General features: G+C 63.6%; 21 protein-coding genes. 11 read left to right on the forward strand and 10 right to left on the reverse strand.

Features of this window, described 5'->3' with window-relative positions:
* Positions 1–38 precede the first annotated feature (38 nt).
* Both KP010_RS18135 and KP010_RS18140 read right to left on the reverse strand, forming a co-directional pair.
* Positions 39–554: a hypothetical protein gene (locus KP010_RS18135; protein WP_142863017.1), complete on the reverse strand. Its 516-nt coding sequence runs from the start codon at positions 552–554 to the stop codon at positions 39–41.
* Between the two features lie 279 nt (positions 555–833).
* Positions 834–1,427 (reverse strand): prepilin peptidase, encoded by a 594-nt coding sequence (locus KP010_RS18140; RefSeq protein WP_246659851.1) that lies wholly within the window; start codon positions 1,425–1,427, stop codon positions 834–836.
* Positions 1,428–1,938: 511 nt separating this feature from the next.
* Between KP010_RS18140 and KP010_RS18145 the strand changes: the two genes are divergently transcribed.
* Complete coding sequence (locus KP010_RS18145; protein ID WP_142863015.1) at positions 1,939–2,745, forward strand: ABC transporter permease; 807 nt, start codon at positions 1,939–1,941, stop codon at positions 2,743–2,745.
* A gap of 259 nt (positions 2,746–3,004) precedes the next feature.
* On the opposite strand, the gene KP010_RS18150 is transcribed toward KP010_RS18145, so the two are convergent.
* The 4 genes from KP010_RS18150 to minC form a co-directional block, all read right to left on the reverse strand.
* The gene (locus KP010_RS18150; RefSeq protein WP_142863014.1) at positions 3,005–4,168 is read right to left on the reverse strand and encodes an SGNH/GDSL hydrolase family protein; all 1,164 of its coding nucleotides are present in this window, start codon (positions 4,166–4,168) and stop codon (positions 3,005–3,007) included.
* 176 nt (positions 4,169–4,344) lie between these two features.
* Entirely contained in the window at positions 4,345–4,626 is a 282-nt protein-coding gene (gene minE / locus KP010_RS18155; RefSeq protein WP_108916740.1) for a cell division topological specificity factor MinE, read from the reverse strand.
* Positions 4,623–5,438 carry a septum site-determining protein MinD gene (gene minD / locus KP010_RS18160; protein WP_108916739.1) on the reverse strand — a complete coding sequence of 272 codons (816 nt, stop codon included), beginning with the start codon at positions 5,436–5,438 and terminating at the stop codon, positions 4,623–4,625. The genes minE and minD overlap by 4 nt, the downstream gene beginning before the upstream one ends.
* A 15-nt stretch (positions 5,439–5,453) precedes the next feature.
* Positions 5,454–6,233 carry a septum site-determining protein MinC gene (minC, locus tag KP010_RS18165; protein WP_371824218.1) on the reverse strand — a complete coding sequence of 260 codons (780 nt, stop codon included), beginning with the start codon at positions 6,231–6,233 and terminating at the stop codon, positions 5,454–5,456.
* A gap of 487 nt (positions 6,234–6,720) precedes the next feature.
* On the opposite strand from minC, the gene KP010_RS18170 reads away from it, so the two are divergent.
* The 4 genes from KP010_RS18170 to KP010_RS18185 all read left to right on the forward strand — a co-directional run bounded on the left by KP010_RS18170 (position 6,721) and on the right by KP010_RS18185 (position 11,322).
* Complete coding sequence (locus KP010_RS18170) at positions 6,721–7,188, forward strand: hypothetical protein (protein ID WP_142863013.1); 468 nt, start codon at positions 6,721–6,723, stop codon at positions 7,186–7,188.
* A 236-nt stretch (positions 7,189–7,424) separates the two neighbouring features.
* Positions 7,425–8,423 carry a glycosyltransferase gene (locus KP010_RS18175; RefSeq protein ID WP_185966498.1) on the forward strand — a complete coding sequence of 333 codons (999 nt, stop codon included), beginning with the start codon at positions 7,425–7,427 and terminating at the stop codon, positions 8,421–8,423.
* Complete coding sequence (locus KP010_RS18180; protein WP_142863011.1) at positions 8,420–10,009, forward strand: glycosyltransferase family 1 protein; 1,590 nt, start codon at positions 8,420–8,422, stop codon at positions 10,007–10,009. The genes KP010_RS18175 and KP010_RS18180 overlap by 4 nt, the downstream gene beginning before the upstream one ends.
* Entirely contained in the window at positions 10,006–11,322 is a 1,317-nt protein-coding gene (locus KP010_RS18185) for a glycosyltransferase (RefSeq protein ID WP_142863010.1), read from the forward strand. The genes KP010_RS18180 and KP010_RS18185 overlap by 4 nt, the downstream gene beginning before the upstream one ends.
* Before the next feature lie 172 nt (positions 11,323–11,494).
* On the opposite strand, the gene KP010_RS18190 is transcribed toward KP010_RS18185, so the two are convergent.
* The 3 genes from KP010_RS18190 to KP010_RS18200 all read right to left on the reverse strand — a co-directional run bounded on the left by KP010_RS18190 (position 11,495) and on the right by KP010_RS18200 (position 13,455).
* Positions 11,495–11,878: a biopolymer transporter ExbD gene (locus KP010_RS18190; protein WP_142863009.1), complete on the reverse strand. Its 384-nt coding sequence runs from the start codon at positions 11,876–11,878 to the stop codon at positions 11,495–11,497.
* Positions 11,871–12,299 carry a TonB-system energizer ExbB gene (gene exbB / locus KP010_RS18195; RefSeq protein WP_142863008.1) on the reverse strand — a complete coding sequence of 143 codons (429 nt, stop codon included), beginning with the start codon at positions 12,297–12,299 and terminating at the stop codon, positions 11,871–11,873. Before exbB ends, KP010_RS18190 begins: the two co-directional genes overlap by 8 nt.
* Before the next feature lie 871 nt (positions 12,300–13,170).
* On the reverse strand, positions 13,171–13,455 hold the full coding sequence (locus tag KP010_RS18200) for a cupin-like domain-containing protein (RefSeq protein ID WP_142863007.1): 285 nt from the start codon (positions 13,453–13,455) through the stop codon (positions 13,171–13,173).
* Positions 13,456–13,561: 106 nt separating this feature from the next.
* On the opposite strand from KP010_RS18200, the gene dusA reads away from it, so the two are divergent.
* Positions 13,562–14,575 (forward strand): tRNA dihydrouridine(20/20a) synthase DusA, encoded by a 1,014-nt coding sequence (gene dusA / locus KP010_RS18205; RefSeq protein WP_142863006.1) that lies wholly within the window; start codon positions 13,562–13,564, stop codon positions 14,573–14,575.
* 4 nt (positions 14,576–14,579) lie between these two features.
* Here dusA and cobS read toward each other — a convergent pair whose 3' ends face one another.
* On the reverse strand, positions 14,580–15,353 hold the full coding sequence (gene cobS, locus KP010_RS18210) for an adenosylcobinamide-GDP ribazoletransferase (RefSeq protein ID WP_142863005.1): 774 nt from the start codon (positions 15,351–15,353) through the stop codon (positions 14,580–14,582).
* 221 nt (positions 15,354–15,574) lie between these two features.
* On the opposite strand from cobS, the gene KP010_RS18215 reads away from it, so the two are divergent.
* From KP010_RS18215 to metK, 5 genes are all read left to right on the forward strand, one after another.
* The gene (locus KP010_RS18215; RefSeq protein WP_142863004.1) at positions 15,575–16,555 is read left to right on the forward strand and encodes an SPFH domain-containing protein; all 981 of its coding nucleotides are present in this window, start codon (positions 15,575–15,577) and stop codon (positions 16,553–16,555) included.
* A gap of 7 nt (positions 16,556–16,562) precedes the next feature.
* On the forward strand, positions 16,563–17,030 hold the full coding sequence (locus tag KP010_RS18220; protein ID WP_142863003.1) for an NfeD family protein: 468 nt from the start codon (positions 16,563–16,565) through the stop codon (positions 17,028–17,030).
* A 259-nt stretch (positions 17,031–17,289) separates the two neighbouring features.
* Positions 17,290–18,981 (forward strand): apolipoprotein N-acyltransferase, encoded by a 1,692-nt coding sequence (gene lnt, locus KP010_RS18225; RefSeq protein WP_142863002.1) that lies wholly within the window; start codon positions 17,290–17,292, stop codon positions 18,979–18,981.
* Positions 18,982–19,103: 122 nt separating this feature from the next.
* On the forward strand, positions 19,104–19,547 hold the full coding sequence (locus KP010_RS18230; RefSeq protein ID WP_108916712.1) for a helix-turn-helix domain-containing protein: 444 nt from the start codon (positions 19,104–19,106) through the stop codon (positions 19,545–19,547).
* Positions 19,548–19,700: 153 nt separating this feature from the next.
* On the forward strand, positions 19,701–20,888 hold the full coding sequence (gene metK, locus KP010_RS18235; RefSeq protein WP_108916767.1) for a methionine adenosyltransferase: 1,188 nt from the start codon (positions 19,701–19,703) through the stop codon (positions 20,886–20,888).
* Positions 20,889–20,899: the final 11 nt, after the last annotated feature.

Genomic DNA, 20,899 nt, shown 5'->3' on the forward strand with positions numbered 1-20,899 from the left:
CGTCGCGACGGAAAGCCTGCCTCTCCTGTTTTTGCGCGTCACTCGACGAATGGCGCCGCGCGCAGACGTCGGCGCCGCTCCGCCGACGACTCGCGCGTCATCGGCGGCGCCGGCGCGCGCATCGTCGACGCATCGACGTCGACGATCGCCTCGTCGCGAGAGTGCGAAACTTCCGCCGCTCGCTCGGCCTTCGCCCGGAAGCGGCCGACCGGACCGATCGGCGCGAAGCCTTCTGAAACAGGCTTCACCGGCTCGATCGCGCGGGAAATCGGCAGCGCCGCGAACATGCGCGGCGGCGTCTCGACCGCGAGTATGGGCGTGGCCGACGGCTCGCGGCCGCCGACGGCGATTTCGACGCCGAGCAATGTCGGCCGATAGGCCTCGCCGGCGTCGGCGTCCTTCTCGCAGAGACGATATTTCGACTGGCATTTCCGACGCGTCGCGAAGCTTTGGACCTTCTCGCGCAATTCGACCTGCGAATTGGCGAAAGCGTTCTTGCAACCGTCTCGCGAGAAGCGCCCCGAAGCGATGCAGGCCCCCGGCGTGGCGAACAAATAGGACGCTCCCGCATCTGCCGCCGACGCGACGAGGCAAGCCGGCGCGACCGCTGCGAAAACGCATAAAATACGCGACCTGCGCCCCGCCCTCCCGAAGAGGCGGCGCCCCGGCCGGAACGACGCCGATGACATCACCGCTCGCTCATTCGCTATTCGGCGCCATCGCGCCCGGAACGACGCGAGGCTACCATCCGCCCCGGCGCTGCGCCAGAGCCTCGTTCGACTTCGCGGGGCCTTCGGCGCCGATGACGTTCTTCCGCTCTCCACGAGAGCATGTCAAAACCCGCTCTGAGCCGCCTCGAGCGGCCCGAGGCTCCAACCGAGCCAGAAGCCGAGCGCGAGATGCGGGCCGAAGGGAATCGGCTGCGCCATTTGCGCGAGCCCGCCATTCCGCGCCGCGATGAGGGCCGAGAGGAACGCTGAAACGACCGCAATGAGCAGACATCCGGGCAGAGCCGCCGGCCCGAGCCACAAGCCGGCGAGGCCTAGCAGATGCGCATCGGCGAGGCCGAGCCCGGCGCGTCCTCGCAGCAGTCGATAGGCGGCGTCGATCGCCCGCAATGTCCCATAGCCGCCGGCCGCCGCCGCGAGACGCAGCGCGGCCTCGCCGCCATCGGAGGGCAGGATGGCGAGGCCCAGCAGCAGCAGGACGATCAGCGGCCCATCGGGAATGATGAGAAAACGCGCATCGAAAACGGCGGCGAGCGCCAAGGCGCCGAACAAGACCAGCGTCGGCGCCGCCCACCATCCGAGCTGCGCGAAATCGAAACAGGCGACGGCGAGACCGGCGAGCGCGAGCCAGCCGACATGCGTCAGCGCGCCTCCCTCTCCGCGCGCGATGACGATGGAGACCGCTGTTTCGGCGAGCACGGCGCGGCGACGCGCCGAAATATTCAAATATCGACGAATATCTCGCAGCCGAAGGCCGAGACCGGATGACGCGCTTCGTCGAGAATCTTGCTCCAGCATCGTCCGCGAGACAGGGCGCCGAAAGAGAGGGCGCAGCGCGACGTCATGCTCGCGGAGCGGCGCATCGAAACGACCCGTTCCGAGTCGATGTCGCCGACGCAGCGACGCCAGCGCGCAGCGAATTCTTTTTAAGAGAAAGCCGCTGCCAGATCAAGGAAGCTCTCTCGACAAAAAGCGCGCCATTCAGCGCCTCGCGGCCGGGCGATCGGCGATTTCGCCGCGCGACGAAGTCCCGCGGCGGAATTCGGGGCGCCGGAATCCGGGAGCGAAAGTCGAAGCTCGGCCCCGCGCGATTTGCGCCGCACGAGCGCCACAATCGGAACCTATTCGAGGCCGAATCCAATTCGGGGCCAAGTCCTCGCCCCGGTCCGCCCGACCAGGGACATCGCCGAAACCGAGTGGAGCCTAGCCCATGTACGCCACGCAAAGCGCGACATCGGAGCTCATGGACGCCTTTCAGCGCCAACGCCGCGTCATGTTCGCCGTCATTCTGCGCAATATTCGCACCCGGTTTTTCGGTCACGGCCTCGGCTATCTGATCGCGCTCGCCTGGCCGCTCGCGCATACTCTGCTGATCATTACTTTATTCATATTCAACAGCCGCATGGCCCCTGTCGGAGAGAGCACGCTGCTGTTCATCGCGACCGGCGCCGTCCCATTCCAAGCGCAGGCCTATCTATCGACCTTCATGATGACTTCTGTCCTTCAGAATCGCGCCCTCTTCAGCCTGCCGGAAGTCAAGGTGATGGACGTCCTGCTCGCGAGCATCGTGCTGGAGGTTCTCTCCTCCTGCGCCGTCGTCCTGCTCCTCCTCATCATCGGATGGTCCGTCGGCGAGAATCTGACGCCGCGCGACATAGAGCAAGCGGCTTACGCCTATGCCGCCGCTATCCTCCTCGGCATCGGCGTCGGCTTTTTCAACGGCACGCTGGCTCTGGCCGTGCCCATGTGGTCGCTGGTCTATTCGCTCTTCCGCATCCTGCTATGGTTCACGTCTGGAACGATTTTTCTGCCGGACAATCTTCCGGAGCCCTATCGCACGATGCAATCCTATAATCCGATCGCGCAGTCGATCGAATGGATGCGTTTCGCCTATTACGACGGAGTGGGCGTAGGATTCTTGGACCGAGCCTATGTCATGGAGTTCGCGATCGGCGCGATCTTCATGAGCCTCTTGGTCGAGCGCATGACACGCGGCCACCTTCTGGCCCTGCGCTGAGACCCCGGGAAAAAAACAGCCGGCGCCGATCGTCATCGAACCGCATCAAAGCCGCGATAAAAAAAAGAATTGGCGTTTCGCGGCCTCGCGGTTCCGGCGCGACGGAAGCGGGAACGAAACTGGCGGGGCGATTTGGGTTGGGCGGCGCGAACGTTCAAACCGCGCATTCGGAAAGCTCGGCGCCGCGCGCGAAGCTGTTTGGATGGCGGATTTGGCCTCGGCGTCTCGCCTGAGGCCTCGCGTTCCGACGTCCGGGGTCTCATCGGCGGTATTGCGCGACGAGGTCATCCGCGAGGAGGCTGTTTCCACGATCGTTGAAATGCACGTCGGCCCAAAAGAACAGATCCCGCACATAGTCGGGATGCGTGTCCTTATATTGGAAAAAAGCCGGGAAATGATCGAAGAACCGGCGGCATTTTCCCGCGCACCAATCGCGCCAGATTTGCGCCTGGCGTGAATTTTCGACATCATAGAGCAGCTGGTGCGGCCAGGGATAGACGCCGACCGAAAGCGCGACACCCTGCGCCGACAAAAGCGCGTGGAGACGGTCCATCTGCCGCAGCGCTTTGCGAACGCCGCCGGCGACGCCCGCCTCGCCATAACAGCTCGCCTGATCGTCGAAGGTCCAGACCGCGCGGCTCCAGTCGCGACTATACACGCGCCCCGGCTGCATCAGCTCTCGCAGGCTGGCGCCGGCGTTCGCCGCATTGGCCTTTTTCACGAATATGAGATTGGAAACGAATTCTGCGACGAAAGACCTTTTCTCGAGCCAGCCCGGCGGCGAGCGCGTCAGCAGCTGATAGGCGCTCGGCAGGCATTGCTCCGGATTTGGCGTGAAAACCCCGATTTCCAGCGCGCCATTCTGATCATAGCGATAGGAAATGCTCTCGTCTTGAATGTCCGAAATGTCGATGTAGACGATCGCCTCGTCGAACTTCAGGCCTTTGTCCAGATAGAATTTCAGCTTCTCGTAATAGACGGATGGCGCATAGCTCGAGACTCCGGCGTTCAGCACGTCGAGCTCGGGAAACGCCTGCGCGAAGCGGCCGACGAAGGTCTGCTCATAGGGCAGCCCGACGCCTTCGGTGAAGGAATCGCCGATGAAGACGATCCGCTTACGATCCGAAATCGCGGGAACGCTGCGCGTCGCGCCATCCTTGAAGCCCAGCGAATTGGTGAAAATCCGCGGCGTGACCGGCCCCCAGACGTCATAGCCGTCGAAATTGGGCCGCAGCGTATGGGTGAACACGGGATCGCGCGACCGCAGCGCATTCTCGCCGTGATCGAGGAACGGATTGGTCCAATTATAGAGACGATGGAGGACGAATTCCGTCGCGGCGAGCAGAGCGATCGCGAGCGCCACATTGACGAGAATGACGCGTGCGAGACGCAACGCGCGCGCATTTCCGGCCGAGACCGCCATCGCTTCCTCCGCTCGACGAGGACGCCTTTTGACGTCGATGACGAGGAGGCTTAGGCGACGACGACGGCGAGCGTCAATCTGCGTAGATTACGCGAGGGCCATCGGGGGAAGGCCGCTGTCGCGGTCGAAGCGAGCGAGCGGCCGACGACCGCTCGCTCCAAATCACGCGGCCTGTCTCAAGCAGCGACTCCCGCGGGCGCGTCGCGCGCCGGCGCATTGGCCGATATCTCTATGTCGATCTCCAGCAGCGACACTGCGTCGCCTTCGCGCAGCTTGATCTCCACCTTGTCCGGATCGATCTCTATATGCTTCGAGACGGCCGCGAGCACTTCTTTGTGCAGCAGCGCGACGAGGTTGGAATTGGACACCGACGCGCGCTCATGCGCGAGAAGAATTTGCAGGCGCTCGCGGGCGACCGGCGCGGATGTGCGGCGATTGAAGAAATTGAACAGCTTCATGCCGCCCTCCGTCCAAAGAGTCTGACGAGAAGTCCCTTCTTGTCGGAAGGAATGTCCATCGGCACTTGCGCGCCGCACAAGCGCCGCGCGGCGTCGGCGTAGGCGCGCGACGGCGCGCTCGTGCCGCTGTGGATCGTGACCGGCGTTCCGACATTGGAAGCGCGCAGGACATCCTCGCTCTCGGGAATAATGCCGAGCAGCGGGATCGACAGAATCTCCAGCACATCATCGACATTCAGCATCTCGCCGCGCGCGGCGCGGCCGGCGTCATAGCGCGTGAGCAGCAAATGCTTCTCCATGCGGCCGCCCTTCTCGGCGATCTCGGTCTTGGCGTCGAGAAGACCGATGATGCGATCGGAATCGCGCACGGAAGAGACTTCCGGATTGGCGACGACGACGGCCACATCGGCGAAGCGCATGGCGAGCGTCGCGCCGCGCTCTATGCCGGCCGGACTGTCGCAGACGATCCAGTCGAACCGCTCGCGCAACTCGTCGATGACGCGGCGTACGCCCTCTTCCGTCAGAGCGTCCTTGTCGCGCGTCTGGGACGCCGGCAGCAGATAGAGATTTTCGAGCCGCTTGTCGCGGATGAGCGCCTGATGCAGCTTGGCGTCGCCCTGCGCGACATTGATGAGATCATAGACGACCCGACGCTCCGCGCCCATGACGAGATCGAGATTGCGCAGGCCGACGTCGAAATCGACGACCGCGACCTTCTGATTCGACTGGGCCAGCGCCGCGCCGAGCGCGGCGGTCGACGTCGTTTTGCCGACGCCCCCTTTGCCGGAAGTGACGACCAATATCTTGGGCATTTTTTACCGTCCCTCTCAGTCGAGCTTGGTGATCTCGATCGTTTCGTCCTCGAGCCTTGCGTGAACCGCGCGTCCACGCACCTCGTCTCGAATTTCGTCGGCGGTCATGTAGAAGCCGCCCACGGCGAGAAGCTCCGCCTCGAGGCGGCGACAGAAGATGCGGGCGCGGGAGTCGCCATAGGCGCCGGCCATGACACGGCCGCGGACGGTTCCATAGACATGGACAGAGCCGCCCGCGATCACATCGGCGCCGGAGGAGACGGAGCCGATCACGATCACGTCGCCGTCCGGATGGAAGATCGACTGTCCCGAACGCACCGCCGTCTCGACGACGAGCGGGGCGGCGCTCCTCGCCGCCGGATCGGCCGGCTCCGTCTCGCCCGCCTGGCCGCCGCCGAGGGTCTGAGCGATCTCGTCGAAGGCGGCGCGCTCGTCCAGCGTCAGCGTCGCCGCGCCTTCGACGCCCTCGGCGGGCCCCTCGCCCGACGCGATGGCCCGGCCATTGGTGAGAATCGGAGGCAGATCGTCGCAAGCCCAGCCAGGATCGACGCCGGTCAATCCCATGATGCGGACGCCCCGCCCGGACAGCTGCTCGACGAACTCCGACACGCTGTCGCGATCGAGGCCGAGCCTCGAAACGTCGATGACGATCGCTTTTCGGGAGAAGAATGCCGGCGAATGTTCGAGGCAGGCGTCGAGCCGCTCGAACCAGCCGGCGATCGGCGCATCCGGCTCGAGCGCCAAGACGGGAAAGGATCGGCCGCGAAAACGAATATGGGTCGAAGGTCGGGTCACGGCGGACGGGGCTCCAGCTGCGCCGATATTTCGCGCCCGCATGGTTAACAATGCGTTAAATTACCTAAAGGTAAATTCGGACCCGCCCGGCGGGGCGCCTCGGGCGCCGGACGCTCGAGAAAGGCGCGCTCACGGGATCGATCGCCGCCGATCCTGCGCTGTCGATCTCGAGACGCGACGACACGGAGCATGACAATATGTCGGCGTCCCCGGCGCGGGCGAGCGCGCGCGTCCAATTTGCCTGGCGCGTTTGCCTGGCGCGCGGGCGCCGAGATGGCAAAAAAAGCGCTCTGCGCTCAATCCGACGGCGCCGTCTGCTCGCGATCCGAAACATCGCCAACGCCTCGCCCTCGAGCGTCGCGCCCGATATCTTCCGTGCGCGGAAGATTTGGTCTATCGCTATCGGCATAGAGCCGAACGCTCATTGACATATCGAGTGCGCACATTATACATCCGGCTGCAAGAGCAACGAAAATGGACTGCTCCAATGAATAAAGTAATGTCGGTGACGGAAAAGCGTCGACTGTCCGAATTCGCACATGCTCTGGTCACACGCGCGAGATCGCAACCACAGGGCGAAACATCGAGCGAGTTGCCGCCACTTACGTTCACCGGCGGCGTTTCGACAATGGACTCCCTGCTGCTTCATTTGACCGAGCAGAGAAATTACCTCCTCAAATTTTCCGCGCAGGTTTCGGCGCAGATCACGACCCTCTCGGCGACGATCGATCGCCTTTCGTCCGAAATCGCCAAGATCGGCGGCGAAGTGGATGGCCTGCGGCGAGAAAGAGAGACGCTGCAGCAGGCCGTCGAGGACGCCAAACAGGAAATGAACGACGTCGCCGAAGCGGTCGTCGCAGGAGTGACGCAACAATTCGAGCAGCAGATGAAGGTTTTCGAACCTCTGGCGCGCTCCTCCTCCCCTTCGACGGCGCAGGAGACTTCCGGGCAGTGACGCGCCGTCCCGTCGAGATGAACGAATCAAAATGCTTCGCCTCGTTCGAATACGTCCGGACTTCGAACGAGACGCCGTCTCCATATCCTGGCGCCTCGATGTCGAAAATATCTTCTCAGTGAGGATGAATGTCACGTGTCGTTCAATATCATCCCTCGGTAATTAGCGCGGACGCAATCGGAGCCTCCATTTCTTCCCTGCATCAACTTCTTCGACAGCGGGGCGTTTCATCCTATGTGGCCTGCGCAGATTCCAATCTGGCCAAAAGTGATTATGCGACGCTCTCGCTCTCCATGTTGAAGCGCCTCGATTGGCGCGACACGGACCTGCTATTGCTGCATTATTCGTTTTTCAATGAAGAATTCGAAAGCCTGCTGGACCTGCCTGTTCGCAAGATTCTGATCTATCACAACGTCACTCCCGGCCATTTTTTCCGCAACCAAGGCTCGATGAGCTGGCTCGGCGATATGTGCGACCACTCCCGCGCGCAGATGCGGCGCTTCGCGAGCGCTTTCGAGAAAGGCGTCGGCGATTCCGATTACAACACGGCGGAACTGAAAGAATTCGGCTTTCGCGCGCCGGAGACGATCCCGGTCTTCTTCAACGACGCTTTCTTCACGTCGCGCGAGCTCGACAATCAATTATACTTCGACATAAAGGCCGCATCCGAGGTCAATATCGTATTCGTCGGACGCTTCGTTCCCAATAAACGGCACGACCTCCTGATCGACACTCTGGCGGCCTATAAGAAACTCTTCGGGCGGTCGGCGTCGCTGCATCTGGCCGGCAAAATCTGGGGCGACGAATATTTCCATGCTCTGCTCGCGCGGGCGGTGCAAGGCGGCGTCTTGTCCGATGTCAAAATCTATCAAAATGCGAGCGGACTCACGATCAAGACGCTGTTCGCCGCGGCCGACGCATTCCTTTCCATGAGCGAGCACGAAGGCTTCATGGTGCCGGTGCTCGAAGCCTTCGCCGTCGGTTGTCCCGTGCTCGCCTATGCGGGCACCGCCGTGGGCGAAACAATGGGGCCGGCCGGCGTCAAATTCGACGCGCTCGATCCTTCCATCCCCGCGGGCTATCTGGAGCTGTTGCGTCGCGACAAGACGTTGCGCAACGATATCGTTCGCGAGCAGGCCGACCGAGCGACCGATTTCTACTCCGAAGCGACGGTGAGAAAGTGGCTTTCTTTCTTGAAGGGGTTCGTCGATATCTCCGCGGGGTTGAACGCATGATCATCGCATATGACGCCGGAGCCTTTCAGCAGTCGATCAGCGGTGGAATTTTCAACGTATCCGTCGGCTTCTTGAACGCCGCCGCCAGAATCGCCCCCGATGTCGAATTCGTTTTTGTCGCCGATCCTTTTTTCGGAGAGGTGCGGCCGGAGGCGATGGCGGCGCTGACCTTCACGCCGCGGATCATCTATCGCGGCGTCCTGAAGCCCGCGGGCTCTTTTCCGCTCCTCACCGACAAGGAGCGCGTGCGCTTCGAGATCGACGGCGAGGCCAAGCGGACCACGGCGACGGCGACGTCGGACGGATTGTGGCATCACTACGAGGGCGCCACGCCTCGACAAGCGATGTATTTGTGCAGCCGGCAGGCGCGCCCCTGCGACACGCTGAATTTTCCGGACAGCCGCAATCTCGGCGTGGCGTTCGACAAAATCGTCATCGAATGGGAGAAGGGATCGCAGGAATATTCCTTCGATGACGCCCGTTTCGTGAAAGGCTATCACGATGCGGAAGCCGCCTGGCGCTGGACCGACGGACGCGGCGAAATCCCGCTCGAGCTTTTCCCGCGCGCCGATCGCGTTCGCATCGGAGTGCACATCCGGCAGAAGCTCCGGTATCGCTTGGCGGATGGACGTTTCGATCGTCGTTTCGACGCAGTCGCGCGCGCCGCAGCCGAGCAGCGGCGCGCGTCGAATTTGAACCTGCTGGGCCGCGAGCTTCGGGAAATGGGCGCGACCGTCTATTTTGCGAATCACTTCATTCCGGTCGCTATTCCCGGGCTCGCTCTGGCGAGCTGGGCGCATGACGTGATCCCGATCCTGTTTCCGAATTTCTTCGGCAAAGATGCGGTCGAGAATTTCACCAATGTCGTCGATGTCTTCAAGCGAGCCGATCACATTTTCTGCAATTCCGACACGACCCGCAATGACGTCATCGACAATGCCGGCGTCGCCGCGGAACGTTTGACGACCACATGGATCGGCCCCGGCGCGATCGGGCCGCGTCCCCCATCCGCAGTCGACGCCGCGCTCTCGAAATTTCGTCTGCGCCGAAATTACATTCTCAACGTCGGAACGCTCGAGCCGCGAAAGAATCATCTTCGTCTGGTTCAAGCCTATGATGAATTCCGGCGCAGCGTCGACGATGCGCCGATGCTGGTCATCGTCGGCTCCCACGGATGGGGATACGACGAATTGATGAGATTGATCGCCAACCGAGGGCTTTCGGAACATGTGAAGGTGCTGAGCGGCGTCGACAATGAGGATCTGTCGGCACTCTACTCGGGCGCGATGTTCGTCGCCTATCCCAGCGTCTACGAAGGCTTCGGCATGCCCGTGCTGGAGGCGCTGGCGTGCGGCGTTCCCGTCTTGACCTCGCAGGAAACCAGTATGCAGGATATTGCGCAGAACGCCGCCGTTCTCGTCGATCCCTTGTCGGTGAGCTCCATCGCAGATGGGCTTTTCTCGCTGACGACGGACCCGGCGCTGCGCGCGCGCCTCGCCGCGAATGCGCCCAAGGCAGCTTCTCGCTTCGATTGGGATCGCGTCGCAGGAACCGTCCTCGATGTGCTGAAAGGCGTGAGCCGATGAAAATCGTAGTCCTTTCCACATTCGACATCACACCGATCCGCGATGGCGGACAAACACGCTACGTATCCGTCTACAAGAATATCGCCAAAAACCATGATGTTACGCTTCTCGCCTATGATTATCGCCAAAGCGACCACATTCGGCGCTATAAGCTCGCCGATCGTTTCGACGTGATCTCCTTCCCGGCGGCGACCGGCGATCAGCAGCATTTCTGGCATATTTTGGAAAAGACGCGACGTCTCGCGCATGATGTTCTCTGTATTCGCGAGTATCACCTCTCGGACGAGTTCGTGCGCGACGCGCGGCGGATCATCGAAGCGGCGGACGTCGTGATTTCGTCACACCCTTATCTCGCGCTCCTGGGCTTCGGCTTCGCGAAGCGGAATGCGATCAAAATCTACGAGTCGTTCAACGTCGAATTCGACGTGAAGGAACAGCATTTCCGTGGCGGGCTATGCGCGTCCCAACTCGCTTCCTTCATGGATTGGGTCTATTATGCTGAGAGAATGGCGTGCCGTGAGGCCCATTTCGTCACAGCTGTGAGCGAAAGCGACGCCGAGCGCATGGCCGAGCTCTACGATGTTCCGCGCAGCCTCATCACGGTCGCGCCAAACGGCGTCGACTGCTCGAAATATCCGCTCTGGGACAAGGCGAGCCGCGCCGAGCTTCGCAGCAAATTGCAAATCGGTGACAAGCCGTTGGCGGTCTTCCTGGGCAGCGGCTACGGCCCGAATGTCGAATCCTACTTCAAAGCGCGTCAATTGCTGTCCGAGGCCGGCTTCGACGGCGCTGTCGCCTTGATCGGCTCGATCGCGCAAGCCGACCGCACCGGCTGGCCCGAGGTTCCCTTCGATGAGCTCTGGTTCGATTTTGTCGATGAGGATCTGAAAATCGCGCTGTTGAGCTCCGCAGATTTCGCTTTGCAATTGGTGTTTTCGGGCGGCGGGACCAATTTGAAGCTTTTCGACTATATGGCGGCGGGATGTCTCATCGTCGCCAATGAATTCGGCGCGCGCGGGGTCGGCGCGGACGGATGGAGCGTCTTCGCGCGGAACGCAACCGAATTGCGCGCCTTGCTGCAGTCGCGCGTTTGGGAAACGGATCGAGGCGATGCGATACGCGCAAAGGCGCGGGCGATCGCCAACGAACAATTCGATTGGGCGATCGTAGCCGAGAAAATATCCTCGCTGTTCGAACCGATGCCTATGGAGGCGTCCGCGATCGCAGACGGGTCCGAGAGTTCTTCGAAAGAGGTGGCGCCGCCGCCCGCGCTCTCGGAGGAGCCGAGACTACCCGCCCCCTCGACGCGCTGAGGAAAGCATAGCGAAGCAGAAGAGGGAATATATCCTGTCCAACTCGGTCGGCGATCACTCCGACGCCCGAGCCCCTCCTCATCCTTCGCGGCGGCGACGAAAGGTGCGCCGGACCTGCACGGGATCAGCGGCGCCGACGGCGCGCCGCGGCTCGAAGATAGGTTCGACGCCTCTACTTTTGGCCGGCTTTCGTCTGAACGGCGACTTTGGTGAAGTTCATCCGCTTTAGAATGTCTGCGACTTCTATGAAGCTCTGAAGAGCCACGGCGCGATCCGCGCGAATGAGGAAGGCGGTTTCGGGCGGCAGGCCCTCGAGGCGGCTCCGCAATTCCTCTTTCGCTGCAATTTGGCCGTCGAAATAAATATTGCCGTCGGCGGCGAGTTCGATCGTCTTGTCCTTCTGCTTTTCGACCTGCGTCTGAGAAGCGTGAGGCAGAGCGACTGGAATGCGCCCGGTCGCGATAAAATTCGCGGTCGTCAACACCATGGTGAGAAGCACCAGCATGACGTCGACGAGCGGAATCACATTGAGCGTCTCGAAAGGCTTCTCATCCATTGGCAATCTCCCATTTGAGCATCAGGACCTTCGTCCTGCGCAGCAGAATGTTGTAGGAGACCACCGCGAGAAGAGCGACGATCAGGCCGATGGCGGTGGCCTTGAGCGCGAGCGCCAGCCCAGCCATGATCTTGCCGGCGTCCGCCGAAGCGTCGAGGCCCAAATTATAGAAGGTCAGCATGATGCCGAGGACCGTGCCCAGCAGGCCGATATAGGGCGCATTGGAAGCGACCGAGGCGATGACGATCAGCCGCTTGGTCAATTCCAGCTCGAGCGCCTTGATGCTGGTGAAAGTCGCTATATCGATCGCGCGGTAGGCGAAATGCCGCTCGAGCGCCACAGCGACGACAATGACGCTGAGCGTCGCCAAAACTCCGATGACGCCGAAATCGATCGCCGTCGACAACCATTCCATCTGCATGGCGCAATTCTCCCGCTCGCAGCGGCAATTGTGTCGTTTCCGGCCACGACGGCGCAACGACATCAATATTTATCTTCGTTACATTGCGCAGCGCCTCAGACCGCGTCAATGGGAAAATTCGGCCTCCGCCGAGGATCGAAGAAAAGTGGACGCTACATGAGCAATTTTCCTGTCGTCGAGCAGCCGGACGACCAAAGGCGACCAGGCTCGATGTCCGGAGCAGACATCCGCGCCACGCGCCATCGGCTCTCGTTTCTGCACGATAAAACAATATACTAACATCGCGCCCTGTTCCGTGCGCAGACGATCTCCGGACTACAGGACATGCTGATGCTTGCCGTAATATCGATCGATATGCGTATTTTTTTGCCGCCTTGCATCAATTTTCCACGACCCCAAAAGCGTCGCGATGTATTTTCATTACATCTTTGGCGCCGACGCACGGCCGCCGCGCTATTTGCGGAGAGGCGCCACGAGAATATCGATGTTCGAGACGGCACAGCGGCGCTCCGTGATGATGCGAGGATCATCGAGCCCGACGCGCTTTGAAGCCAGATGACCGTCTCATTGCTGGTCCGAGGAGCGCTGTCGACATGAAGCGCCATCGCGCCGTGGCGTCGGCTTGTCATCAGAGCGCTGTCATCAGAGCGCGCGGAACCGGTACAACATCGCTGGCCGCACCGCCTGCCGCCGCCGCCAGCGTCACCACCCGTGCAGCGCGATTCTTTTTGCGTCTTTCTCGGCATCGGACTGCGTTTCGAACGCCGAAGCGCGTTATTCGATCGACGCCCTCTCGACCTCGATCGGCACAGGCCGAGACGCGCTCAGCGGGCGCGCACGCTCGAGAAAGGACACATATGATCACTCGGCTTCAAGAGACGTAATTCAGATAGGGTCGATAGTACGGCAGCAGCCGCTTCGCGGAGACGCCGCTCCACAATCCGAATGCGATGATCATGTTGTAGTAGACATTCTTTGCGGGCATTCCGCGCGCGAAGGCCAGCGCTCCACGCAGAGCGCTGGCCTTCGTATGCCAGTCCACATTGAACGAGAAAGCGCAATCGAGGCTGCGCACATGATGGAGCACGCCCGGCGGCATGTATAGGACGTCGCCAGGTTCGACGACGACTTCCGTCGGATTCGTGAACGTCGCCATTTCGTGTGCGCTCTGTGTGCACTGAGAAGTCGAAAAGGAGCGAAAAGTGTCGTATCGAGGCGTGCGGGAGAGTGCGCACGACCCGACCCGGGGCCTCGAGAGCAAAATGAAATCTATTACAAATCAAGATATTATATTCTCTACCGCGCCTATGATGGAGTGGACGGACCGTCACTGTCGGTTCTTCCATCGGCTGATGTCGCGCCGCGCCCGGCTCTATACGGAGATGCTCACCACCGGCGCCGTGATCTTCGGCGATAGGGATCGGCTGCTCGGCTTCGACGCGGCGGAGCGGCCGCTCGCATTGCAGCTCGGCGGGTCCGATCCGGCTGATCTGGCCAAGGCGGCGCGCATCGCCGCGGCCTTCGGCTATGCCGAAATCAATCTCAATGTCGGATGTCCATCCGACCGCGTGCAGAATGGCGCTTTCGGCGCCTGTCTGATGCTGCGGCCCGATCTCGTGGGCGATTGCGTGAAGGCGATGAAGGACGCGGTCGATCTCCCCATCACCGTCAAATGCCGCATCGGCGTCGACGATCAGGAGCCGAGAACGGCGCTGTTCACACTCGCCGAGCGCGCCGTCGCAGCGGGCTGCGACGCGCTGATCGTCCATGCGCGCAAGGCTTGGCTCTCCGGCCTCTCGCCCAAGGAGAATCGCGACGTTCCTCCGCTCGACTATGGACTCGTCTATGAGCTGAAGCGCGCCTATGCCGATCTGCCCATCGCCATCAACGGCGGCATAGCGACGATCGAGGACATGCGCGCGCATCTCGCCCATGTCGATGGCGTGATGATCGGCCGCGCCGCCTATCATGAGCCGGAGCTTCTGCTCCGCGTCGACCCGGAACTCTTCGGCGAAGCGGCGCCGCTCGCGGACGGATTCGCCGCGGTGGAGGCGTTCATCCCCTACGTCGAGGCGCAATTGCGGCGCGGCGAGCGGCTCTCCAACATGACGCGGCACATGCTCGGCCTCTTCGCCGGCAAGCCCGGCGCGCGCGCCTTTCGTCGTCGTCTCGCCAGCGAGGCGGCGCGCCCCGGCGCCGGCGTCGAGACGCTGCTGTCGGCCGTCGACGAGGTGCGGCGCGCGACGGCGCGCATGGCGGAGGCGGCGAGCGCCTGAGCGCTCAGCCGCCGCTCGAAAACACGAGCAGCGCCGCGATCTCCGCCGTCTGTTGCGCGCCGCCCAGCACGTCGCCGGTGAGGCCGCCGATCTGCCGCTCGGCGAGCTTGGCCGTCGCATAGGCGGCGCCGACGGACAGCGCGCCGGCGAACAGCGCCGTCGCCGGCGAGACGCCCATCGCGATCGGCAGAATGGAGAAAGCGCTCGCCAGCAGCGCCGCCGTCTGCAACGCCTCCTTGAACGGCCGCATGGCGGCGTGGCCGGCGCCGTCGGCGCGCGCGGGCGCGAGGATCATGATCGGCGCCAGCCCCGCCGTCCGGGAGAGCGCCGCGACGAAGACGAGGATCGCCGCCGCCTCGAAGGAGCCGCGTTGCGCGATCGCCGTCAGCGCGCCGATCCGCAGCGCCAGCGAGAGCGTCAGCGCCAGCGCGCCATAGGAGCCGAGGCGGCTGTCGCGCATGATCTCGAGCTTTTCCTCCCGCGTCGCGCCGCCGCCGAACCCGTCGGCGAGATCGGCGAGCCCGTCCTCATGCAGCGCGCCGGTGGCGGCGATGAGCGCCGCCAGCGCCAGCGTGGCGGCGAGGAAAGGCGGCAGGCCGAGCGCACGGGCGGCGAGCAGCGTCCCGGCCGGCGCAAGGGCGATCAGCGCGCCGGCGAGCGGCAGCGCCCGCACCGCCGTGCGGAAATCCGGCATCTCATGCCCGCGCGGCGCCGGAACCGGCAGGCGGGAGTAGAAACGCAGACAGGCGAGGAAGTCGTCGACGAAGGGGCGGAACATGGGGCTCCCTCATGACGCCAAAGCGGGGATTTGTCGAGAAGGGGCGATTTCGCCTCTCTTCGCGGCGCGGCGGCGCACGCCGTGATACTCTCGCCTCGTCGTCGTCGACGCGCGTTCACGCGATCGGCTGTGCGCCGACGCACGGCAAATTGCGCGGGAGCCGTTAGAACCCGAGCCGCCGCACACACGCGATTTCACGGAAGATACAAAGGAAAATCCCCATGGGCCTGCCTCTCCTGATCGCCGGCGCCGTCGCGCTCGCTCTGCTCGTTTTCGATCGCAATCTCGGGCTCGGCCTGCCGCTCGACCTCCTCCATAACCATTTGTTCTGGCTCGCCTATGTCGTGGCGCTCACGCTCGCGACAATGGTGCGCTTCGTGCGCCAGCAGACCGTGCTCGTCATCGAGCGGCTCGGCCGCTACAATCGCACGCTCGGCGCCGGCATAAATTTCGTCTGGCCGATCGTCGAGCGCGCCGCCTACACTTTCGATCTGCGCGAGCAGGTGATCGACGTGCCCGAGCAGGACGCCATCACCAAGGACAACGCCACGGTGACGATCGACGGCGTGCTCTATTATAAGATCGTCAACGCCAAGGACGCCGCCTATGGCGCGCAGGACATCAGCCGCGCCATCATCAATCTGGCGCAGACCAGCATGCGCTCGGCGATCGGCTCCATGGAGCTGGACAAGACATTCGAGAATAGAAGCGAGATCAACGAGCGCGTCGTGCGCGCCGTCTCCGACGCCGCGCAGCTCTGGGGCGCGCATGTGACGCGCTACGAGATCAAGGACATAAAGATGCCGGAGTCGCTGCGCCAATCGATGGAGCGGCAGATGAAGGCCGAGCGCGACAAGCGCGCCGCCGTGCTCGAGTCGGAGGGCGTGAAGCAGTCCGAGATCAACCGCGCCGAGGGCGAGAAGCAGGCCGCCATTCTTCGCGCCGAGGGCCAGGCGCGCGCCATCGAGCTCGTGCGCAAGCAAATCACCGAACAGGGCGGCGATCAGGCCGTGCAGCTCGAAGTGGCGAAATCGGCCATAGAGCAATATGGCCGCCTCGCCAAGACCGGCACCTCTCTCGTGCTGATGGGCGAGGGCGCCGACCCGGCGGGCTGGATCGCCAGGGCCATGGCGGTGCTGAAATCGGTGAACGCCGGCGCTGCGCCGCAGAGCCGCGCACAGCCTTGGCAGAAGAGCGAGTGAGCCGCCGATGGAGTTGTTGTACGACCCCGCCAATGCGAGCCTCGTCGTCGGTCTCGCGCTGCTCGCCCTCGACATAGCGGTGATCGGCCTGTCGCCGCTGATGTTCTTCGCGATCGGCGCGCTGGCGACGAGCGCGCTGCTCTATCTCACCGGCTTTCGGCCGTCTCTGCTGGAGACGGCCGCGCTCGCCGCGACGCTGAGCCTCGCCACCGCGCTCGTCGGGCGCAAGCCGCTGCAGCGTTTCCAGATTGCGGAAGTGCAGGAGGACACGAGCAGCGATCTCATCGGCCGCGAGCTGACGACGACTCACGCGGTGACGAAATCGGGCGGCGTCGTCTATTGGTCCGGCGTCGAATGGCGCGCCCGCCTCGCCGCGGACTCACGCGCGGACAGCCTCGCGCCCGGCGCGCGGGCGCGGGTGACGGCGATCGAAAATCTCGAGCTGGTGCTGACGCCGTCCGCGCCGGAGCGGTAGAGCGAGAAGCGAATTTTGAAGGCTCGCGGTCCAGAAACGCGCGCTGGGACCGCGAGCCCCGTTCTCTCAAAGCCCCTTCGGTTCCGATGAAGCGGTCCACGAGAGTCTTTCCGTGTTTCATTGAAACGCGGAAAGACTCTAGGCCTTTGTTTTGACGGGTTTCCAACGTCGAATCGGTGTCCACTTCGGCTGGAGACGCTAGGGCATAGCCGTCGGACGGGCTAAAGTCCGGCGCCACTTTCGAATCGAACGGATGCCCATGGCGCAGCAATTCCTCACCAAGACCTTCTCCGACGGCGCGCGGACGGGACCGACCCTGCCTCAGCGCATCATCCTTTCCGAGGGCTGGACGCGCCGCGCCATCGCCTTCGCGGCAGGGGCGGTGGGGGCGCTGGCGCTGGCGCCGGTCGATTTCGCGCCGGCCATGTTCGTGACCCTGTGCGTCGCGGTCTGGCTCATCGACGGCTCGGCGGCGGCGCGCGGCGATGGCGGATTCGCCCATCTCGCCGCCTCCGTGCGCCGCGCGGCGGGCGCCGGCTGGTGGCTCGGCTTCGGCTATTTTCTGGCCGGGCTCTGGTGGCTCGGCGCGGCCATGCTGGTCGAGCCCGATCAATTCGCCTGGGCGCTGCCGCTCGCCGTCATCGGCGCGCCGGCGGTCCTGGCGCTGTTCCCGGCGCTCGGCTTCGCCCTGGCGCGGGCGCTGTGGTCGGGCGGCTCGGCGCGCATATTCGCGCTGGCGGCCGGCCTCGGCGCCTCGGAATTTCTGCGCGGCTCGCTGTTCACGGGCTTCCCGTGGAATGATTTCGGCATGGCGCTGGCCGCCGTTCCCTATCTCGATCAGACGGCCTCGCTCGTCGGGCTGCATGGGCTCGATATTCTCGCCGTCATTCTCTTCGCCGCGCCGGCGACGCTGATCGACGGCCGTCGCCGACCGACGCCGGCGCTCGCCATCGCCATCGCCCTCGCCGCCGCCATGGCGGGCTATGGCGGTCTGCGGCTCGTCGCCGGCGAGACCGAATATGTCGAGGGCGTGAAACTGCGGCTGATGCAGCCCAATCTCCCGCAGGACGCCAAATTCAAGCCCGAGAACGGCCCGGCTATTCTCGGCCGCTATCTCGAGCTCTCCGACCGCGCCGTCGCGCCCGGCCGCTCCGGCGTCGCCGACGCGACCCATCTGATCTGGCCGGAATCGGCCTTTCCTTTCATTCTCTCGCGCGACCCGAACGCGCTCACGCGCATCGCGGCGACCATGCGCGGCGCTATTCTCCTCACCGGCGCCGCGCGGGTGGAGGAATCCGCTTCGGATGCGCGCCGCGCGGACGGCGAGCGGCGCACGAAAATCTTCAATTCGATTCTCGCCATTCGGGACGGCCGCATCGTCGCCGCTTATGACAAGACGCATCTCGTGCCGTTCGGCGAATATCTGCCGCTCTCCAAGCTGCTCGCGCCGCTCGGCGTCACCCAGCTCGTCCCCGGCGTCTGGGACGAGGGAACGGGCCCGCGTCGCTTCGCCGCTCCGGGCCTGCCGCTCGCCGCGCCGCTCGTCTGCTATGAGGCGATCTTTCCGGGCGAGACGGCGGAGCCCCTGGGCGAGCGGCCGCAATGGCTGCTCAATGTCACCAATGACGGCTGGTTCGGCGCGACCAGCGGCCCCTATCAGCATTTCGCCCAGGCGCGTCTGCGCGCCATAGAGGAAGGGCTGCCATTGGCGCGCGTCGCCAATACCGGGATTTCCGCGCTCGTCGACCCCTATGGACGCGTTCTCGAGCGCCTGCCGCTCGGCGTCGACGGCGTCATCGACACGCGCCTGCCGCGAGCCATCCAATCCCCGCCCTTTGCCGCCCATCCTTTTCGCTGGACTTCAACGCTTTGGTTCTTCACAATAATTTTTGCCCTGTGCGGACGCTTGCGCGGCCGCTCGGGTTTGACCGCGTTTCGAGCCGGCTCCTGATAGGGCGCTCCTCGACAGCGCGGCGAATGCGCCCGCGCCAGCCATCGGCTCGGCGCAGCCCTCTCGAGATCACCCCCTTCGACAAAAGGCCGGAGCGTCATGAGCAAAAGGAACCAGTCGCAGTGAAAAAGGCGCCCGATCCGATCGACCGGCATGTCGGAAGTCGCGTGCGCATGCAACGCATCCTTATGAAAATGAGTCAGGAGAAGCTCGGTGAGGCGCTGGGACTGACCTTCCAGCAAGTGCAGAAATACGAAAAAGGCACGAATCGTATCGGCGCCAGCCGATTGCAGCAGATTTCCAAGACGCTGAACGTGCCGCCCTCCTTCTTCTTCGAGGGCGCGCCGAGCGCCCAGCCCGCCACGGGCGAGGGCTTCGCGGAAGAGTCCTCCTCGCAATATGTCGTCGATTTCCTCTCGACCGCCGAGGGGCTGCATCTCAATCGCGCCTTCGCCCGCATCAAGGATCCCAAGGTGCGCAAGCGCGTGATCGACCTCATCTCGACACTGGCCGAGCAGGAGAACGTCGCCAAGGAGCCGGAAGCCGGAGACGCGGCCTCCAAATGAGCCGCATGTCGGCGCGACGCCGCCCGAGTTCTCTATAAAGAACATTTCGGCACATACGGCTTGACGAAACGAACGCCGCCTGTACTGATTTGGGCGAATGGACGGGTCTGTCCGCCGGCGAACGGCGGAGCGGCGATTGGACGGAGATTGGATGTGACGCGACAGAACTATCTTTTCACCAGCGAGTCGGTTTCGGAAGGCCATCCCGACAAGGTCTGCGACCGCATTTCGGACGAGATCGTCGATCTGTTTTTTCGCGAGGGCGCCAAATTCGGCCTCGACCCCTATCAAATTCGCGTGGCCGCGGAGACGCTCGCCACCACCAATCGCGTGGTGATCGCCGGCGAGGTCCGCGGCCCGGCCATTCCCAAGGAGCAGATTGTCGACGTCGCCCGCAAGGCGATCAAGTCGATCGGCTATGAACAGGCCGGCTTCCATTGGCAGAACGCCGATGTCGAGGTCCTGCTGCACGCCCAATCCGCCGATATCGCGCAAGGCGTCGACGCCGCCGGCAACAAGGACGAGGGCGCGGGCGATCAGGGCATCATGTTCGGCTACGCCGTGCGCGAGACGCCCGATCTGCTGCCGGCGCCGATCTATTACGCGCACAAGATTCTCGAGAAGCTCGCCCACGCCCGCCACTCCGGCAAGGAGAAGGGCCTCGGCCCCGACGCCAAGAGCCAGGTCACGCTGCGCTATGAGAACGGCAAGCCGGTCGAGGCCACGCAGATCGTGCTCTCGCATCAGCATACCGACGAGAGTCTGACGCCGCAGGACGTTCGCGCCATCGTCGAGCCCTATATCCTCGAGGCGCTGCCGGCGGGCTGGGTGACGAAGGAGACGGTTTGGCACGTCAATCCGACCGGCAAGTTCCACATCGGCGGCCCGGATGGCGACGCCGGCCTCACCGGCCGCAAGATCATCGTGGACACCTATGGCGGAGCGGCCCCCCATGGCGGCGGCGCCTTCTCCGGCAAGGACCCGACCAAGGTGGACCGCTCGGCCGCCTACGCCGCCCGCTATCTGGCCAAGAATATCGTCGCCGCCGGCCTCGCCGATCGCGCGACGCTGCAGCTCTCCTACGCCATCGGCGTGGCCGAGCCGCTGTCGATCTATGTCGATCTGCACGGCACCGGCCAGGTTCCCGAGGACAAGCTCGAGGCCATTCTGCCGCAGGTCGTCCGCCTGTCGCCGCGCGGCATTCGCGAGCATCTGCAGCTCAACAAGCCGATCTACGCCCGCACCTCGGCCTATGGCCATTTCGGCCGCACGCCGGACGAGGAAGGCGGCTTCTCCTGGGAGCGCACCGATCTCGTCGACGCGCTGAAGGCGCATTTCTGATCGACGAACGG

The sequence above is a fragment of the Methylosinus sp. KRF6 genome (genome assembly GCF_018887255.1).
Lineage (GTDB): Bacteria > Pseudomonadota > Alphaproteobacteria > Rhizobiales > Beijerinckiaceae > Methylosinus > Methylosinus sporium.

What these genes read in the sequence shown, in the direction of transcription:
- KP010_RS18145 (WP_142863015.1), top strand. Translation starts at nt 1,939, where the DNA reads ATGTACGCCACGCAAAGCGCGACATCGGAGCTCATGGACGCCTTTCAG.
- KP010_RS18150 (WP_142863014.1), bottom strand. Translation starts at nt 4,168, where the DNA reads ATGGCGGTCTCGGCCGGAAATGCGCGCGCGTTGCGTCTCGCACGCGTC.
- minE (WP_108916740.1), bottom strand. Translation starts at nt 4,626, where the DNA reads ATGAAGCTGTTCAATTTCTTCAATCGCCGCACATCCGCGCCGGTCGCC.
- minD (WP_108916739.1), bottom strand. Translation starts at nt 5,438, where the DNA reads ATGCCCAAGATATTGGTCGTCACTTCCGGCAAAGGGGGCGTCGGCAAA.
- KP010_RS18170 (WP_142863013.1), top strand. Translation starts at nt 6,721, where the DNA reads ATGAATAAAGTAATGTCGGTGACGGAAAAGCGTCGACTGTCCGAATTC.
- KP010_RS18180 (WP_142863011.1), top strand. Translation starts at nt 8,420, where the DNA reads ATGATCATCGCATATGACGCCGGAGCCTTTCAGCAGTCGATCAGCGGT.
- KP010_RS18185 (WP_142863010.1), top strand. Translation starts at nt 10,006, where the DNA reads ATGAAAATCGTAGTCCTTTCCACATTCGACATCACACCGATCCGCGAT.
- KP010_RS18190 (WP_142863009.1), bottom strand. Translation starts at nt 11,878, where the DNA reads ATGGATGAGAAGCCTTTCGAGACGCTCAATGTGATTCCGCTCGTCGAC.
- exbB (WP_142863008.1), bottom strand. Translation starts at nt 12,299, where the DNA reads ATGCAGATGGAATGGTTGTCGACGGCGATCGATTTCGGCGTCATCGGA.
- KP010_RS18200 (WP_142863007.1), bottom strand. Translation starts at nt 13,455, where the DNA reads ATGGCGACGTTCACGAATCCGACGGAAGTCGTCGTCGAACCTGGCGAC.
- dusA (WP_142863006.1), top strand. Translation starts at nt 13,562, where the DNA reads ATGAAATCTATTACAAATCAAGATATTATATTCTCTACCGCGCCTATG.
- cobS (WP_142863005.1), bottom strand. Translation starts at nt 15,353, where the DNA reads ATGTTCCGCCCCTTCGTCGACGACTTCCTCGCCTGTCTGCGTTTCTAC.
- KP010_RS18215 (WP_142863004.1), top strand. Translation starts at nt 15,575, where the DNA reads ATGGGCCTGCCTCTCCTGATCGCCGGCGCCGTCGCGCTCGCTCTGCTC.
- KP010_RS18220 (WP_142863003.1), top strand. Translation starts at nt 16,563, where the DNA reads ATGGAGTTGTTGTACGACCCCGCCAATGCGAGCCTCGTCGTCGGTCTC.
- lnt (WP_142863002.1), top strand. Translation starts at nt 17,290, where the DNA reads ATGGCGCAGCAATTCCTCACCAAGACCTTCTCCGACGGCGCGCGGACG.